The following is a 15633-nucleotide window of genomic DNA, read 5'->3' as shown; positions in this document are numbered from 1 at the left end:
GGTTACACCGCATCGGCATTGAACTGCAACGCCGCCAGGCGTGCATACAGCGGATTACCCGCAATCAACTGCCGATGCGTGCCCACCGCCACCAGACGCCCCTGATCGATCACCGCAATGCGATCGGCGTTCTGCACAGTGGCCAGGCGGTGGGCAATTACCAGCGTGGTGCGCCCCTTCATCAGGCTCGGCAAGGCCTCTTGAATCAGGTGCTCGCTTTGCGCATCCAGCGCGCTGGTTGCCTCGTCCAGCAGCAGAATCGGTGCATCGACCAATAACGCCCTGGCAATTGCCAGACGTTGCCGCTGCCCACCGGACAATCCCAGCCCACCCTCGCCCAGGTGCGTGCGATAACCGTTTTTCATCTGCTGAATGAATTCGTGGGCGTGAGCGATGCGCGCTGCCGCTTCGACCTGCTCATCGGTGGCCTCGGGCCTGCCATAGCGAATGTTGTCTTCGATGCTGCCGTAAAACAGCGCGGGGTTCTGTGACACCAGCGCGAAACAACGGCGCAAATCATGCGGATCCAGTTGCCGCAGGGGCAAACCGTCAATGCGTATTTCACCCTGCTGCGGGTCATAGAAGCGCAGCAACAAATCGAACAATGTCGACTTGCCTGCCCCGGAAGGCCCGACCAGTGCCAGCGTTTCGCCGGCCTCGATGGTCAGGCTCAATGCCTCGAGCACCTTGCGCTCGGGACGTGAGGGATAGGCAAACCCGAGATCCTCCAGCTCCAGGCGACCGCTGACCCGCGCTGGCAAGCGGGCCGCCTGCGTCAGCGGGACATGCACGTCATTGCGCGCCTGCAACAACTCACCGATACGTTGCGCTGCGCCGGCGGCCCGTTGCAGTTCGCCAATCACCTCGCTGATGGTGCCGAACGAGGTGCCGACAATCAGTGCATAAAACACGAAGGCAGCCAGCTCACCGCTGGAAATACGCCCGTGAATCACATCCATGCCGCCGACCCAGAGCATCACGGCGACAGCGCCCAGCACCAGCCCGATCACCAGGGTAAACAGCAAGGCGCGTTGCAGGATATGCCGGCGTGCGGCCTCGAAGGCCTGCTCGACCGTGCCGGCAAAGCGCTGCCGGTCCTGCGGCTGATGGTTATAGGCCTGTACCGTCTTGATCTGCCCCAGCGCTTCGGCCACGTAGCTGCCCACCTCAGCGACCCGGTCCTGGTTCTGCCGCGACAGGCGCCGCACACGCCGGCCAAAGATCACGATGGGCGCCAGTACCAGCGGCAGGCAGGCCACGACAATGCTGGTCAACCGCGGATTGGTGATAAACAGCAGCACAATGCCGCCAATCACCATCAGGGAACTGCGCAGGAACATCGACAGCGACGCGCCGATCACCGATTGCAGCAAGGCTGTATCGGCGGTGAGCCGCGACTGTATCTCCGAGCCACGGTTGGACTCGTAGAAGCCAGGGTGCAGGTCGATCAAATGGTTGAAAACCGCCTTGCGCACATCCGCGACAACCCGCTCACCGGTCCATGAAACCAGATAGGAGCGCACGAATGTCCCGCCTGCCAGGCCCAGAATCAGACACACGAACAGTGCAATGGACTCATTGAGCGCTTCTGTCGAGCGGGTCATGAAGCCTTGGTCGACCACCAGTTTGATGCCCTGGCCCATGAACAAGGTGATGCTGGCCGTTACCACCAACGCCAGCAAAGCAGCGCCTACGCGCCAGCGATAAGGTGAAACAAAGTGCCAGGCCAGACTCAGGGCCTGGCGCGAATCACCGGAAAACGCAAAAACCATGAACTCAATTCCATCTGTCGTATCACATATAGGGCGAAGGCTACACCGGTTGCACCTGTGCGTCTGCCGCCAGCCACCATAGCGTGGTTATGACGACAATGTAGAGACACGCGTGCAGATCGGTCTAAGCATGCGCTGGATGTTTACAGTCCTTTCTGCTGCACTGACCGGGCAACGGAACGGTCGTGCCGTGTCACGGCGCGGTCATCAAGCGTAATTAACCTGAATGCGACATCTGATGAAGGAGAAAGACCATGAGCTTGCATAATAGCGGCAATCAAGTTGAGGTCATTCGGGCCACCCCCAACCTTCCCGTGGGTGGCGCAATTGTCGATGACAATGGACGCGAGGTCCTGATTACCGAAGCGATGGTGCAGCAAGCCTGCCAGGAGTGCGACAAGCACTGGGTAACCCCCGACAAACAAGATTGATCCACCGTATCGCCTTGAAACCCGACCTGTGTGTCGGGTTTTTTATGCGCAACGGCAGGCCTCTCTGGCCAGTCGAGCTAGGGCCAGTCGAACTCAGGCCAGTCGAGCACCCAGTGCCCGCACGATCTGCGCCAGTGCCTGCGTGTCATTGCCCTCAAGCCTGACGTTCAGCGCATCGATCTCGCGGCGTGGCGGGTAATGCTTGCGCAGGGCGTCGAAGGCCTGGCGCTGGCTGTCGGTGTCGCCTTCCAGGGTGCGGCGAAAGTCGGCGTCGTCGCGGCGCGGGTCGTAGACGCCCCGGCAAAGCATGGCCAGCGCCCAGGCCGGATCGGTTTCGGCATCCAGACCGACATGCGCCAGCCACTGGCGCGGCAGCAAGTCTTGCAACTGAATGCGGGCCGGCTGGCCGAGAAACGCGCACAGCGCCTGGTAGATCTGCGCCGTGCCGCGCTGACGGCCATCAAGGCTGTAGCCGGCGATGTGCGGTGTCGCCAGGGTGCACAGTTCGGCCAATGGCACATGCACCTGCGGCTCGCCTTCCCAGACATCGAGCACCGCTTGCAGGTCTTCACGGTCGAGCATGACCTCATACAGCGCCTGATTGTCGACCACCGCGCCACGGCTGGCGTTGATCAGCCAGGTGCCGGGGCGCAGGCGCTGCAACCGCTCGCGGTCAAACAAATGCCAGGTCGGGTGCTGGCCCGTGCGCTCCAGCGGCGTGTGCAGGCTGATCACATCGCAGCGCTGGATGATTTCGTCCAGGCTGACGTAATCGCCGCCCTCGGCCTGACGCGGCGGGTCGCAGACCAGTACATTCCAGCCCAGGCCACGCAACACCTCGATCAGCCGGCCACCCACCTGCCCCGCGCCGACCACGCCATAAGTGCGCTGATCCAGCTCGACACCTTCGATTTCCGCCAGGGTCAGCAGGCTGCCGAGTACGTAATCCACCACGCCACGGGCATTGCAACCGGGCGCGCTGGACCACTGGATACCGGCCTTGGCGAAGTATTCAAGGTCAAGGTGGTCAGTGCCGATGGTGCACGTGCCGACAAAACGCACCGGGCTGCCTTCAAGCAAGGCGCGGTCGACCTGAGTCACCGAGCGCACCAGCAGGATATCGGCGTCCGCCACCGCCGCACGGTCGATGGCGCGGCCCGGCAGGCGCCGTAAGGTGCCAAGGCCTGCAAAAAAGGCGTCGAGCAGCGGAATGTTTTCGTCAGCAACGATTTGCATGGGTGGCTCCTGCGAATTAATCAAAGCCATCAGTCGGCTTTCTTGCGAATCCAGTACAGGTAAGTCGAGCCTTCAACCTGTTGATCCACCAGCTCATGCCCCAGAAACACACAAAACTTGGGAATGTCGCGGCGTGTCGAAGGATCGGTAGCAATGACTTTGAGCAAGCCACCGGCGCTCAGGTCACGCACTTTCTGGTGCAGCATCATCACCGGCTCCGGGCAATTGAGGCCGGTGGCGTCCAGGGTAGCGTCGGCGGTCAGGTTTTCGATCGGTTCAGGCATCGGTTACTCCGAAAAAACAGATGGTGCACAAATAGACAGCTCAGCGCCTTCACCGGTCAGGGCGGCGCAGGTCAAGGCGGCGCAGATGGCAGGTGACCTCTTCGCGGTCGTGGTACAGCTGCTTGCAGCCGATGGAGACTTTGACACCGCGTGCCTTGAAGCCGTCTTCGATCCGCTCCAGCAGCCGGCGCACCTCAGCATAGCGTTGCTTCATCGGCAGCTTGAGATTGACCACCGCCTCGCGGCACAGGCCTTCGCCCAACCAGGTTTCCAGCAAGGCTGCGTTACGCGCAGGCTTCTCGACGATGTCGCAGACCATCCAGTCCACCGTCTGGCGCGGCTTCCAGGTGAAACCGTCGGTCATCAGGTGCTGGACCAGACCGGTGTCCATCAGGCTTTCAGCCATCGGGCCATTGTCGATGGCGGTCACCAGCATGCCACGGCGCACCAGTTGATAGGTCCAGCCACCGGGCGCCGCACCCAGGTCGACCCCAGTCATCTCACCGGACAGGCGCTCGTCCCACTGGTCGCGAGGAATGAAGTGATGCCAGGCCTCTTCGAGCTTGAGCGTCGAGCGGCTCGGCGCTTCGCGGGGAAACTTCAGGCGCGGGATGCCCATCGGCCACATCGCGTTGTTATCGGACTCGGCAATGCCCAGAAACACTTCGCGACCGCTCTTGAAGGTCAGCAGCAAGCGCGGCAGGGCCGGGTCGTCACGCAGCTTGTCCGCCTTGAGCAAGGCCTTGCGCAGCGGCGCTTCGAACTTGCGACAGAAGGTCGACAGTTCCTTGCCGTCATTGGTGTCGAGCACCTCGAGCCACAGGCTGCCGCACACCGGATAAGCCTGCAGGCGCTCAAGCAGCACGCTGATACGGTCGGTTTCCGGCAGCTCGACAAAGTCACCGCGGGCCCACTGGCGCGGGAAGATCAAGCGATCAAAACGCTGGCCCTGCATCAGGCGCCGGGCGCCCTCGGGTTCAAGGCAGATGAACTCGGCGCAGGCGGTGTCAGCCTTGGCCTTGGCATAGCCGGCCACGTTCAGGCGGGCAGCGATATCGGCTATTTCCGAGCAGACCTCGCTTTCGAAGCCGGGCCGGCAATGCATAAACAGCGTATTCATGAGCGATTCCAGAGCCTGCGACGATCAAAGCCGCGCATGATAGCTGAAACCGGAACCTCTGACTCGGCCCAGGGGTCCACACCAACAGTACGGGAATCGGCGCACTTACCGTGTTGCGCCACCGATCAGGTTCCGATTTAGCCCCGGAACACCTGCTTACTGTTCAAGGAGCCATTTGATGCCCTCCCTCGATAGCCTGAAAAGCCTGAAAACGCTGACCGCTCATAACAAGACCTATCATTATTTCAGCCTGCCCGACGCCGCCCGCACGCTGGGCGATCTGGACAAGCTGCCGATGTCGCTCAAAGTGCTGCTGGAAAACCTGTTGCGCTGGGAAGACGACAAGACCGTGACCGGCGAAGACTTCAAGGCGCTGGCCGCCTGGCTGGACGAACGCCGCTCGGACCGCGAAATCCAGTACCGCCCTGCCCGCGTGCTCATGCAGGACTTCACCGGCGTACCGGCAGTGGTCGACCTGGCCGCCATGCGCGCCGCCGTGGCCAAGGCCGGTGGCGACCCGCAACGCATCAACCCGCTGTCGCCGGTCGACCTGGTGATAGACCACTCGGTGATGGTCGACAGCTACGCCTCGGACGACGCCTTCAAGCAGAACGTCGACATTGAAATGCAGCGCAATGGCGAACGTTATGCCTTCCTGCGCTGGGGCCAGAACGCCTTCGATAACTTCAGCGTGGTGCCGCCGGGCACGGGCATCTGCCATCAGGTCAACCTTGAGTACCTGGGCCGCACGGTGTGGACCAAGGAAGAAGACGGCCGCACCTATGCCTTCCCCGACACGCTGGTCGGCACCGACTCGCACACCACCATGATCAACGGCCTGGGCGTACTGGGCTGGGGCGTCGGCGGTATCGAAGCCGAGGCGGCGATGCTCGGCCAGCCGGTGTCGATGCTGATTCCGGAGGTCATCGGCTTCAAACTCACTGGCAAGCTCAAGGAAGGCATCACCGCCACCGACCTGGTGCTGACCGTGACCCAGATGCTGCGCAAGAAAGGTGTGGTCGGCAAATTCGTCGAGTTCTATGGCGACGGCCTGGCCGATCTGGCGCTGGCCGACCGCGCGACCATCGCCAACATGGCCCCGGAATACGGCGCCACCTGCGGCTTCTTCCCGGTCGATGACGTGACCCTCGATTACCTGCGCCTGTCTGGCCGGCCGGCTGAAACCGTCGAGCTGGTCGAGGCCTACTGCAAGGCGCAAGGCCTGTGGCGCCTGCCCGGCCAGGAGCCGGCGTTCACCGACACCCTGGCGCTGGACATGGGTGAGGTGCAAGCCAGTCTTGCCGGACCAAAACGCCCGCAAGACCGCGTGCCGCTGCCTGCGGTTGCCCAGGCGTTCGATGACTTCCTCGGCTTGCAGCTCAAGCCGACCCAGGTCGACGAAGGCCGTCTGGAAAGCGAAGGCGGTGGCGGCGTGGCCGTGGGCAACGCCGAACAAGTGATCGACGGCACCGAATACGAATACAACGGCCAGAGTTATCGCCTGAAAAACGGCGCGGTAGTCATCGCCGCTATCACTTCTTGTACTAACACCTCCAACCCCAGCGTGATGATGGCCGCCGGGCTGCTGGCCAAGAAAGCCGTCGAAAAAGGCTTGAAGCGCCAGCCGTGGGTGAAAAGCTCGCTGGCCCCCGGCTCCAAGGTGGTCACCGACTATTACGAGGCAGCCGGGCTGACGCCGTACCTCGACAAGCTGGGTTTCGACCTGGTGGGCTATGGCTGCACCACCTGCATCGGCAACTCCGGACCGTTGCTGGAGCCGATCGAAAAAGCCATCCAGCATTCGGACCTGACCGTCGCCTCGGTGTTGTCCGGTAACCGCAACTTTGAAGGCCGCGTGCATCCGCTGGTCAAGACCAACTGGCTGGCCTCGCCGCCACTGGTGGTGGCTTACGCGCTGGCCGGTAACGTGCGCATCGATATCAGCCGCGAACCACTGGGCGAAGGCAGCGACGGGCAGCCGGTGTACCTGCGCGACATCTGGCCCAGCCAGAAGGAAATCGCCGACGCTGTGCTCAAGGTCGACACCGCCATGTTCCACAAGGAATACGCCCAGGTCTTCACCGGCGACGCGCAGTGGCAAGCCATCGAAGTACCGCAAGCCGCCACCTATGTCTGGCAGGACGACTCCACCTATATCCAGCACCCGCCGTTCTTCGAAAATATTGCCGGTCCCTTGCCGGTGATCGAGGATATCCACGAGGCGCGCATCCTGGCCCTGCTCGGCGACTCGGTGACCACCGACCACATTTCCCCGGCCGGCAACATCAAGACCGACAGCCCCGCGGGTCGCTATCTGCGCGAGCAAGGCGTCGAGCCCAAGGACTTCAACTCGTACGGTTCACGGCGTGGCAACCATGAAGTGATGATGCGCGGCACCTTCGCCAATATCCGCATTCGCAACGAAATGCTTGGCGGCGAAGAAGGTGGTTATACCCTGCACGTTCCCACCGACGAAAAACTGCCGATCTATGATGCGTCGATGCGCTATCAGCAAGAAGGCACGCCGCTGGTGATCGTTGCCGGTCAAGAGTACGGCACCGGCTCCAGCCGCGACTGGGCGGCCAAAGGCACCAACCTGCTGGGCGTCAAGGCGGTGATCGCCGAAAGCTTCGAGCGCATTCACCGCTCCAACCTGGTGGGCATGGGCGTGCTGCCTTTGCAGTTCAAGGCACCGCACACGCGCAAGAGCCTGGGCCTGACCGGCAAGGAAACCCTGGCTATCAGCGGCCTGAGCCAGGCTGAGCTGCATCCGGGGATGACCCTGAAGCTGGGCATCACCTTCGAAGATGGCCGTCAGCAAGACATCGAGCTGCTGTGCCGCATCGACACCCTCAATGAAGTGGAATACTTCAAGGCGGGTGGCATCCTGCACTACGTGTTGCGTCAGTTGATCGCAGCCTGAAAACGGGGTCCGTCACGGCTGTAAACCGCTGACGGACCTTTTCCTGTACATCCCTTATCCCGCTAGAATCGCCTGCTCTTTATTCAGGTGATTCTCATGACTGCATCGCGCTGGACAGCGTTGACCCTGCTCAGCCTGGGCTATGGCATTGCGCTGTACCACGGCCAGCTCGAACCTGCAGCGCTGGGCGCAATCGGGCTGTTGTTGATTGCCGCCTTTGCCGTGCGTCCAACCCAACGCCTGCCGGTGCGTTGCCTGGGTCATGGCGTGTTCATCGTTACCGGCCTGGCCCTGGCGATGCACGCGCTGCCGGGTTTCAACAATGCGCCGCTCATGACGCTGGCTCGCTCAAGCCCTGAGTCGGTGCCCTTCATCACCTACTGGAACCTGGACAAGCCGCTGATCGGGCTCTGGATCCTGCTGGCCTGCCCGTGGCTCTTGCAGCCGGTGGACCCGGTTCGCGCGCTCAAGGTCGCCGCATCGGTCACGCTGCTGGTCATCAGCCTGTGCCTGGCACTGGCCTGGGCGCTGGGTGTGACGACCTGGGCACCGAAGTGGCCGCCTTATAGCCTGATGTGGCTGCTGAACAACCTGCTGCTGGTGAGCCTGACCGAAGAGCTATTTTTTCGGGCCTATCTTCAGGGCGCGCTGCAACGTTACTGTCATCGATGGTCGGCTGGAGGCATACTGCCAGTTGTCACGGTCGCCCTGTTATTCGGGCTGGCTCATATCGGAGGGGGTTGGGCTTGGGTGCTGCTGGCCGGTCTGGCCGGTGTCGGCTACGGCATTGCCTGGCGTTATGGCGGACTATGGGCGGCGGTCAGCGCGCACTTCGGTCTGAATCTGGTGCATTTCACCCTCTTCGCCTACCCGATGCTGGCACGCTGAGTATTGATCGCGGGCAAGACGTGCGCTCAATAACGTGATCGACGCCTCAATTTCCGGCGTCGCGTGCCGATAACTCGCCAAAGGGCACCTTTAAAAACGTAGGCGAGGCAGTCAGCGCGAGGCAAAAACAGGCGAGCAAGCGGAGTTGACGAGTTGTCAATGAGCATTGAGAGGCTGTTTTTAACGCAGCGATGACAACGCAGGTAGTTTTTAGCGGTGCCTCAAAGCCTTATTGGATCGAAGGATCGAATACCCATGCGTAATAATCAGCCCATCACTCAGCGTGAGCGGACATTTGCAGCACAACAACGGTTGATTTCCACAACCGATACCAAAGGCGTAATCACCTACTGCAACGAAGCCTTTCAACAGATCAGCGGCTTTAGCCAACAAGAACTGCTCAAGGCTTCACACAACCTGGTGCGTCACCCCGATGTGCCGCCTGCGGTGTTCGAGCACATGTGGGCCACCTTGAAAACCGGCCAGCCCTGGATGGGCATCGTCAAGAACCGTTGCAAGAATGGCGACCATTACTGGGTCAACGCCTATGTGACGCCGATTCTGGAAAACGGCAAGGTGATCGGTTACGAGTCCGTGCGCGTCAAGCCCACCGCCGAGCAGATCCGCCGCGCCCAGGCCCTGTATGCACGCCTGAACGGCGGCAAATCCGCCGTGCCGAGCCGCGACAAGTGGCTGCCGGTGCTGCAAGACTGGGTGCCATTCATTTTGATCAGCCAGATCGGCTTTCTGATCGGCGTCTGGCTCGACTCGTGGTGGGGCTTCATCCTCGCAGCGGCCCTGTCGGTACCGCTGGGCCTGATTGGCCTGAGCTGGCAGCAACGCGGCATCAAGCGCCTGCTGCGCCTGGCCGAGCAGACCACCTCCGACCCGCTGATCGCGCAGATGTACACCGACAGCCGCGGCCCGCAAGCGCGCCTTGAAATGTCGATCCTCAGCCAGGACGCACGCCTGAAAACCTGCCTGACTCGTCTGCAGGACACCGCCGAGCACCTGAACCTGCAAGCCGAGCAATCCAATGCTCTGGCCAACGAAAGTTCTGCAGGCCTTGAGCGTCAGCGCGTCGAAACCGAACAGGTTGCCGCCGCCATCAACCAGATGGCCGCCACCACACAACAAGTGGCCAGCCATGTACAAAGCACTGCCACCGCCACACAGCAGGCCAACGACCTGACCCGTCGCGGCCGCGACATCGCCGGCGAAACCCGTGAAGCGATCCAGCGCCTGTCGACTGCGGTGGGCGAAACCGGCCTGACCGTAACCCAACTGGCCCGCGACAGCGATGAAATTGGCGGCGTGGTCGATGTGATCAAAGGCATCGCCGACCAGACCAACCTGCTGGCCCTCAACGCCGCCATCGAAGCCGCCCGCGCCGGCGAAATGGGCCGCGGCTTTGCCGTGGTGGCCGACGAAGTGCGGCAACTGGCACAACGCACCACCGAATCGACCGGGCAGATTCATGGCCTGATCGCCAAACTGCAACAAACCGCCAATAACGCCGTACAGACCATGAACGCCGGCCATCGCCAGGCTGAAGAAGGCGTGGCCCGCGTGCTGGAAGCCGACCAGGCACTGGTGGGCATCAGCGAGGCGGTGGCCAATATCACCGACATGGCCACCCAGATCGCCGCCGCCACCGAACAGCAAAGCTCGGTAGCCGACGAGATCAGCCGCAACATCTCCAACATCGCCGACCTGGCCGACCAGACCTCCGACGGCGCCCAACGCTCGGCGGTGCTCAGCGCAGAACTGACTCATACCGCGCACTCGCAATACTCGTTGGTGGAGCGTTTTAACCGGTAGGCTTTTACGGCTTATTGGAACCCCGCCAGGTGCATGCCTGGCGGGGTTTTTTATTGGCCGGGTTTTAGTAGTGGGCGTGGGTCCTACAGGGTTTTGTAAAAAGCATGTGTGAACTTGCAGGACATTTCCCAAATATTATTGAAGTGGGTCTGGCTGGGTTGGAGTGGGTTGACAGGGGGAAGGCAAGTCGATTAGTTCGAAATCAGGCAATAAGACAGGGACTTCACACCCTTAATCCTGTTTAGCCTGCCCCTTATCCCTGACGAGCACCATAAGGAACTCGTCATCTTAATGAGAACAGCACATGAACACTTTCGAACTACCTTCTCCTTTTGTAGCGCTTGCAGCCCCTATTGACGGGTTACTGCCTGTTTCAGCACTGGACAAGCCACTGCCGGTAAATATTGTCATTTGGGAGAACATGCAAACAGGCTACTTTGTTCAACTGACACTGAATGGTCAATTGCTAGGCGAACCCTACGCTAAAACCGACGCAGATCTGGCAGGGGATATCATGACCCTGACACTTCCCGTCGGGAATCTTGAACATGAGGGTTTGTATCGGCTTGGTTACCGGGCAACCAACGATAAGAGCCTGCACTCTACGGATGCTCCTGCCATCCAGATCAGAGTGGATCGAAGCGTACCGGGCGCTACGCTGCTGGCACCATTGATCTTTGCAAACATTAATTTTGACGTATTGAAAGCTCAGGTACCGTGCTATGCCGGCATGGCGGTGGGCGACACGCTGCAAACCCTGTGCAACGGAGTACAAGGCCCGTCGCACACTATCAGCGATGACGATCTGAACAGGCGGCCGATGCAGATCAGCTTCACCCGCGACTTTCTGCAAAGCCTCGCCAATACCCAGGTCGAATTCAGCTATCAGATCACTGATCGCGCAGGCAATCAGTCGCTTCTCGCCTGGCCTGTGACCCTCACAATGTCAGCCTGAGTCTTTCCCACACTCATTCAAGTATGCCACTCGATGTCCTGCACCCTTTTGAGTGCAGGACATCTAGGAAAAATTTGAGTGAAACTTCCCACAGTTTTAACAAAATCCAGGAACAACGAATTCTCCTACCTGAAAATAAGTCATCCTGTCATACGCAGACTACAAGCCCTTTGCCTTTCCCTCTAAACATAACTCATGAAAGAAACCATCGCACAGGCTTTAAAACCCGCCTTTCAGCAGATGCATCACTTTCGCCAAGCAACATCTTTGGAAATATATCGAAACATCTAATCACCTTAAAACGAAGAATAGTCATCCACGAGCCCCACTTGATTGATTTACAAGCAACTGCTCTTAATAAGCCCCCTCTCATCAACACCCAATTACCATAGAGCGCCATGAAAGAACTTGAACCAGAAGACATGCCATTAGATGGCCATTGCGCTATCACTGTCGAACCCCAACCTGTCGATCTCTATCTTCAACGGCACATCGACGGGACTCGCTCTCTGTTGAGCCTGCCGGAGATTTCCATCAGCCTCAAACCACCCAGACTGGACAATGCCAACCCTGAGTTGATCAGCCGCGACCAGATGAAAGCCGGAGTGAAGGTGCTGATTCCCGGCTCACCCATGATGCGCAGAGAAGACGTTATCGTCTTCCACTGGGGTGCACATGCATGCTCGAACATCCTGTTTCACAACTCGATCGGTCATAACATCGTATGGGTGTTGTGCATTTGCTACGAGTACATCGACTTGCAGCAATACGGTTCTCTGGACCTGTATTACGAAGTCTGGCGTGCCGAGGAACTGATCGGTACCTCACCGTTTTTGCAAGTGGTGGTCGAGTCTAACGGTAGGCGTTGACTGGAAAGACAATCTGAACGGACGTACAGCGGCCGAAAGTGCGGTACCCGCGACAGTGTTGTGTTTTCTGATCGCGGTACTTTCTTACAGCACCGGTTCCGCTGGAGCCGGTGCTATACCCGGGTTCTGCAATACTGAATACGGCATTGTGCTTTATAGGAAAACTACTTTAGAGAAACCAGGAAGATAAACCTATGGCGTGTCCTACACAGCCAGAAAATACAACCCTAGACAATCGTAGGAAACCTCCCAAATACTCTAAAAACCTATCAAACTTTGCCTGGGTGATTGACATCACATTCATATGACGGCTAATTAAAAATCAGACAACCGCAAGACCCACTCACAAGCAGGGCACTCACGCCCTGCATTACAATGGAAAAACAGTATGAACACCTTAGAGCTCGACTATCTACCAGCCCCTACCGTGCCCGTCGCAGAGCAGGATGGGCTGATTAAACTCAGCGACCTAACTCAAGATGTGCTAATGCACTTTCCTGTCTGGAAGGGTTCCAGACCAAGAGACGGTTACCAGCTGGCACTCAATGGCATTGGTATAGGGGAGTTCATTCGTTTCCCAGACCCGGTTCCTGAAGGTTTATTGACCTTGAAAATCCCTTTGGAATTACTTAATGCCGATGGCAAACATAAAGTTGCATACAGAACCATTGGCTATCCTTCAGGTTTGTCTGACGATTCTTTAGCAACCACGATCCGAATTGACCGCACTGCACCGGGTGCCGCCTTGCTGGCGCCAATGATCTTTCCACAGATCAATTTTGGAGAAGTACTTGCCGCTCAAATACCCGGCTATGCCGATATAAACGTGGGCGACACGCTGCAAGTTTTTTGCAATGGTATACAAGGCCCGGCCTATACCGTCAGTGAGCATGACTTGAGCGAAAACATCATACAGATCAGTTTCAGCCACGATTTTCTACGGTGTCTTGACAGCGGCCAGATTGAATTTACTTATCAAGTAACTGACCGTGCAGGCAATAAGTCGAACCTCTCCTGGCCTTTGACACTGGGCATGACAGGCCAAGCGTTTTCCAACACTCGCTAAAACCATGAAAAAGCCTCCGGCGATTACACGCCGGGGGCTTTGCGCTCACTCAGGAACGGGTTTTAGAAAGCCAGGCGCAGACCGACATTGGCCCCCCAGGGCTGCTCAACCCGCTTGCCCTTCATATATTCGAAATCGGCATGCAGTTGCAGACGTTCGGACAACGATACCGAGACGCCTGCCCCCAACTCCGCCCGAGTGCCGGACACGTCGTTATCGAAATGGCTGTCGTTAACCTTCACATCATTGCTGCGCGAGAACTCCTGAGCCAGCGCGACACGCAGGTAAGGTTGCAACACCCCACCATCCGTGAGCGCAAAATCACGCCCCAGTGAACTACCGACCTTACCGAGCACCGAACGAGTCTGGGTGTTGCTGGCTTGCAAACCATTGTCCATACGATAACGCTGACCTTTGAGCGTCACTGCCGCCAGTTGCGTATAGGGCTCAACAAACCAGTCATTCGCCAGCTTGATATGCCGACCGAACTCCACCGAACCACCAATACCGGTGTTGTCATAGTTACCTTTGGCTCTGGTACTGTCGCTCATCGCGACCTTGGCCTTGTTGCGCAAGCGATTGAGTTTGAGCATTGCGTCCAGGTAATAACCCTGGTCCGACAACCAGGTCGCGTAGGTGCCGACAGAAAGGCTGTCGACCTTACCGCTGGTGCCATGGCTCAAATCCAGATCTGTTTGGCTATGGCCGGCCATGATACCCAAGGACAATTGGCCGTCACTGATAGGTATGGGTGCATCAGCTCCCAGAGTGAAACCTTGTTGCTTGTGTTTGTATTCGATCCCGTCACCGGTGGTGGCCTCAAAACGGTTGCCATAGCCGCGCATCCAGCCACCGCCCGCCCCGCTGCTACGTACTTCACCCATGCGACTGCGCAAAGTCGAAAGCTCGCTCATCCAGATGGTCGGTCCTGCATTGAACAACGCCAGGGCGCTCGCAGTGGAGGGGCTAACCGTGCGGTTATTGCCGACAATGAACCAGTCGTTGCCTTGCTGCTCCAGTTCATAGGAGTAAGCACCCAGATCGACTCGACCGCCGACCAGATTGAATTTGGCATTGCCACCCTCGGTGTGCACCAGCAGCAACGGCTCCAGCTCTGGCGACACTACTTCAGCACCGGTATTGCGTACACGGAGGCCGAACACGCCACTGGCCTGGCCCTGCACATCAAGCAAGTCACCGTCGTCCTGATCCAGATCAATGCGCATGGCAAAGGTGCCGGTACCGGACAGTTGATTCAGCGATAGTGTTTTGAAATCTCCTTCGCCAAAATTCACGGTGCCACCGTCCATTTTCAAGTACTTGATGGCATTGTCATCTCTCATTTGCCAGTAACCACCGGAATTGACGGACACCGCGTTGCCATTGACGATATTGCCGGCCAGTCGGGCATGGTTCTGCAAGGTTACATTCAGCGTACTTGTATCATCGGCGACCAGATGCCCCGTGAGTGTGGTGTTGTCGACCTTGAACTGTGTAGTGCTCTGGCTAAAGCTTTCCAGCAAATTGCCATTGCCTGAGATCAGTGATGAATTATTCAGGATATCGATCTCGGCATCGTGAGCACGTCCGTCTAACCCTTCAACTCTGATGGTGGCCCCCTTTAGTGATTCGAGACGAGAGGCATCGACAATCAGACGCCCATTGCTCTCGGGCTTATAAGTTGGAACCGTAAAGTGAACACTGTAGGTTTCTCCGACAACGTGACTTCCAGATCTGACTTCCACCGTCGCGCCGAGTATACCCAACCCCCATCCTAGCCAATTAGAATCATTACGATACGCTCCCCCAACTACTTTTGTATTCATCAGTATTGTCGCACTTTTATCAACGATCAGTCCCGCCCCGGCGCCCACCAACTCACTGTCCCGGATACTCATCCTTTCAATATCACTAACAGCCAACGCAGGATTATCAAGGTTCTGAAGATAAGACTTGTTCACCTGCATCTCACGCGCCCGTATTACAATCGCCCCCCCACGAATGGCCGCCTCATTCAACACAATCGTAGAGTCACTGGCATACAAACCATTGATAACAGCATTATCTACCGTAAAGTGAGAACCGTTCCACACCTGATAAGTATCAGGCGCATAAGAAGAATCGATTACTTTGATTTCATTATCAATAAATACTCCAGCGATCTGCTGCTGCGCCAGCAAGGGTGCGCAAATCAGATACACCGCCGCGCCGACGCCCACCTTAAACTTCCAACCCACTGCACAATTACAACCCAACATGGACTTACCC

12 protein-coding genes are annotated in these 15633 nt (G+C 58.4%); 7 read left to right on the top strand and 5 right to left on the bottom strand.

Annotated features, from left to right (window positions below):
* Nucleotides 1-2 precede the first annotated feature (2 nt).
* Nucleotides 3-1772 carry an ABC transporter transmembrane domain-containing protein gene (locus ACYAS9_RS23710; RefSeq protein WP_463570816.1) on the bottom strand — a complete coding sequence of 590 codons (1770 nt, stop codon included), beginning with the start codon at nucleotides 1770-1772 and terminating at the stop codon, nucleotides 3-5.
* Between the two features lie 254 nt (nucleotides 1773-2026).
* On the opposite strand from ACYAS9_RS23710, the gene ACYAS9_RS23705 reads away from it, so the two are divergent.
* The gene (locus tag ACYAS9_RS23705; protein ID WP_459748040.1) at nucleotides 2027-2203 is read left to right on the top strand and encodes a PA1571 family protein; all 177 of its coding nucleotides are present in this window, start codon (nucleotides 2027-2029) and stop codon (nucleotides 2201-2203) included.
* 93 nt (nucleotides 2204-2296) lie between these two features.
* Here the strand turns inward: ACYAS9_RS23705 and pdxB are convergent, their stop codons facing one another.
* From pdxB to rlmM, 3 genes are read right to left on the bottom strand one after another with little or no spacing between them, the layout of a single operon-like run.
* On the bottom strand, nucleotides 2297-3439 hold the full coding sequence (gene pdxB, locus ACYAS9_RS23700; protein WP_463570814.1) for a 4-phosphoerythronate dehydrogenase PdxB: 1143 nt from the start codon (nucleotides 3437-3439) through the stop codon (nucleotides 2297-2299).
* 29 nt (nucleotides 3440-3468) lie between these two features.
* Nucleotides 3469-3723: a sulfurtransferase TusA gene (gene tusA / locus ACYAS9_RS23695; RefSeq protein WP_459748037.1), complete on the bottom strand. Its 255-nt coding sequence runs from the start codon at nucleotides 3721-3723 to the stop codon at nucleotides 3469-3471.
* A gap of 49 nt (nucleotides 3724-3772) precedes the next feature.
* Entirely contained in the window at nucleotides 3773-4843 is a 1071-nt protein-coding gene (gene rlmM / locus ACYAS9_RS23690) for a 23S rRNA (cytidine(2498)-2'-O)-methyltransferase RlmM (protein ID WP_463570812.1), read from the bottom strand.
* Nucleotides 4844-5021: 178 nt separating this feature from the next.
* Between rlmM and acnA the strand changes: the two genes are divergently transcribed.
* The 6 genes from acnA to ACYAS9_RS23660 all read left to right on the top strand — a co-directional run bounded on the left by acnA (nucleotide 5022) and on the right by ACYAS9_RS23660 (nucleotide 13365).
* On the top strand, nucleotides 5022-7766 hold the full coding sequence (acnA, locus tag ACYAS9_RS23685) for an aconitate hydratase AcnA (RefSeq protein WP_463570810.1): 2745 nt from the start codon (nucleotides 5022-5024) through the stop codon (nucleotides 7764-7766).
* A 96-nt stretch (nucleotides 7767-7862) separates the two neighbouring features.
* Complete coding sequence (locus ACYAS9_RS23680; RefSeq protein WP_463570808.1) at nucleotides 7863-8654, top strand: CPBP family intramembrane glutamic endopeptidase; 792 nt, start codon at nucleotides 7863-7865, stop codon at nucleotides 8652-8654.
* A gap of 255 nt (nucleotides 8655-8909) precedes the next feature.
* Nucleotides 8910-10475: a methyl-accepting chemotaxis protein gene (locus tag ACYAS9_RS23675; RefSeq protein ID WP_463570806.1), complete on the top strand. Its 1566-nt coding sequence runs from the start codon at nucleotides 8910-8912 to the stop codon at nucleotides 10473-10475.
* 304 nt (nucleotides 10476-10779) lie between these two features.
* Nucleotides 10780-11430, top strand: a complete 651-nt coding sequence (locus ACYAS9_RS23670; RefSeq protein ID WP_463570804.1) for a hypothetical protein — start codon at nucleotides 10780-10782, stop codon at nucleotides 11428-11430.
* A gap of 398 nt (nucleotides 11431-11828) precedes the next feature.
* Nucleotides 11829-12299: a hypothetical protein gene (locus ACYAS9_RS23665; RefSeq protein WP_463570802.1), complete on the top strand. Its 471-nt coding sequence runs from the start codon at nucleotides 11829-11831 to the stop codon at nucleotides 12297-12299.
* A 388-nt stretch (nucleotides 12300-12687) separates the two neighbouring features.
* Nucleotides 12688-13365 (top strand): hypothetical protein, encoded by a 678-nt coding sequence (locus ACYAS9_RS23660; RefSeq protein WP_463570800.1) that lies wholly within the window; start codon nucleotides 12688-12690, stop codon nucleotides 13363-13365.
* Nucleotides 13366-13427: 62 nt separating this feature from the next.
* Here the strand turns inward: ACYAS9_RS23660 and ACYAS9_RS23655 are convergent, their stop codons facing one another.
* A complete protein-coding gene (locus ACYAS9_RS23655; RefSeq protein WP_463570946.1) occupies nucleotides 13428-15263 on the bottom strand; it encodes an autotransporter outer membrane beta-barrel domain-containing protein in 1836 nt (611 codons plus the stop codon).
* Between the last annotated feature and the right edge of the window lie 370 nt (nucleotides 15264-15633).

The organism is Pseudomonas sp. HP_08 (assembly GCF_055284095.1).
This window is presented reverse-complemented; position numbering and strand designations above follow the sequence as displayed.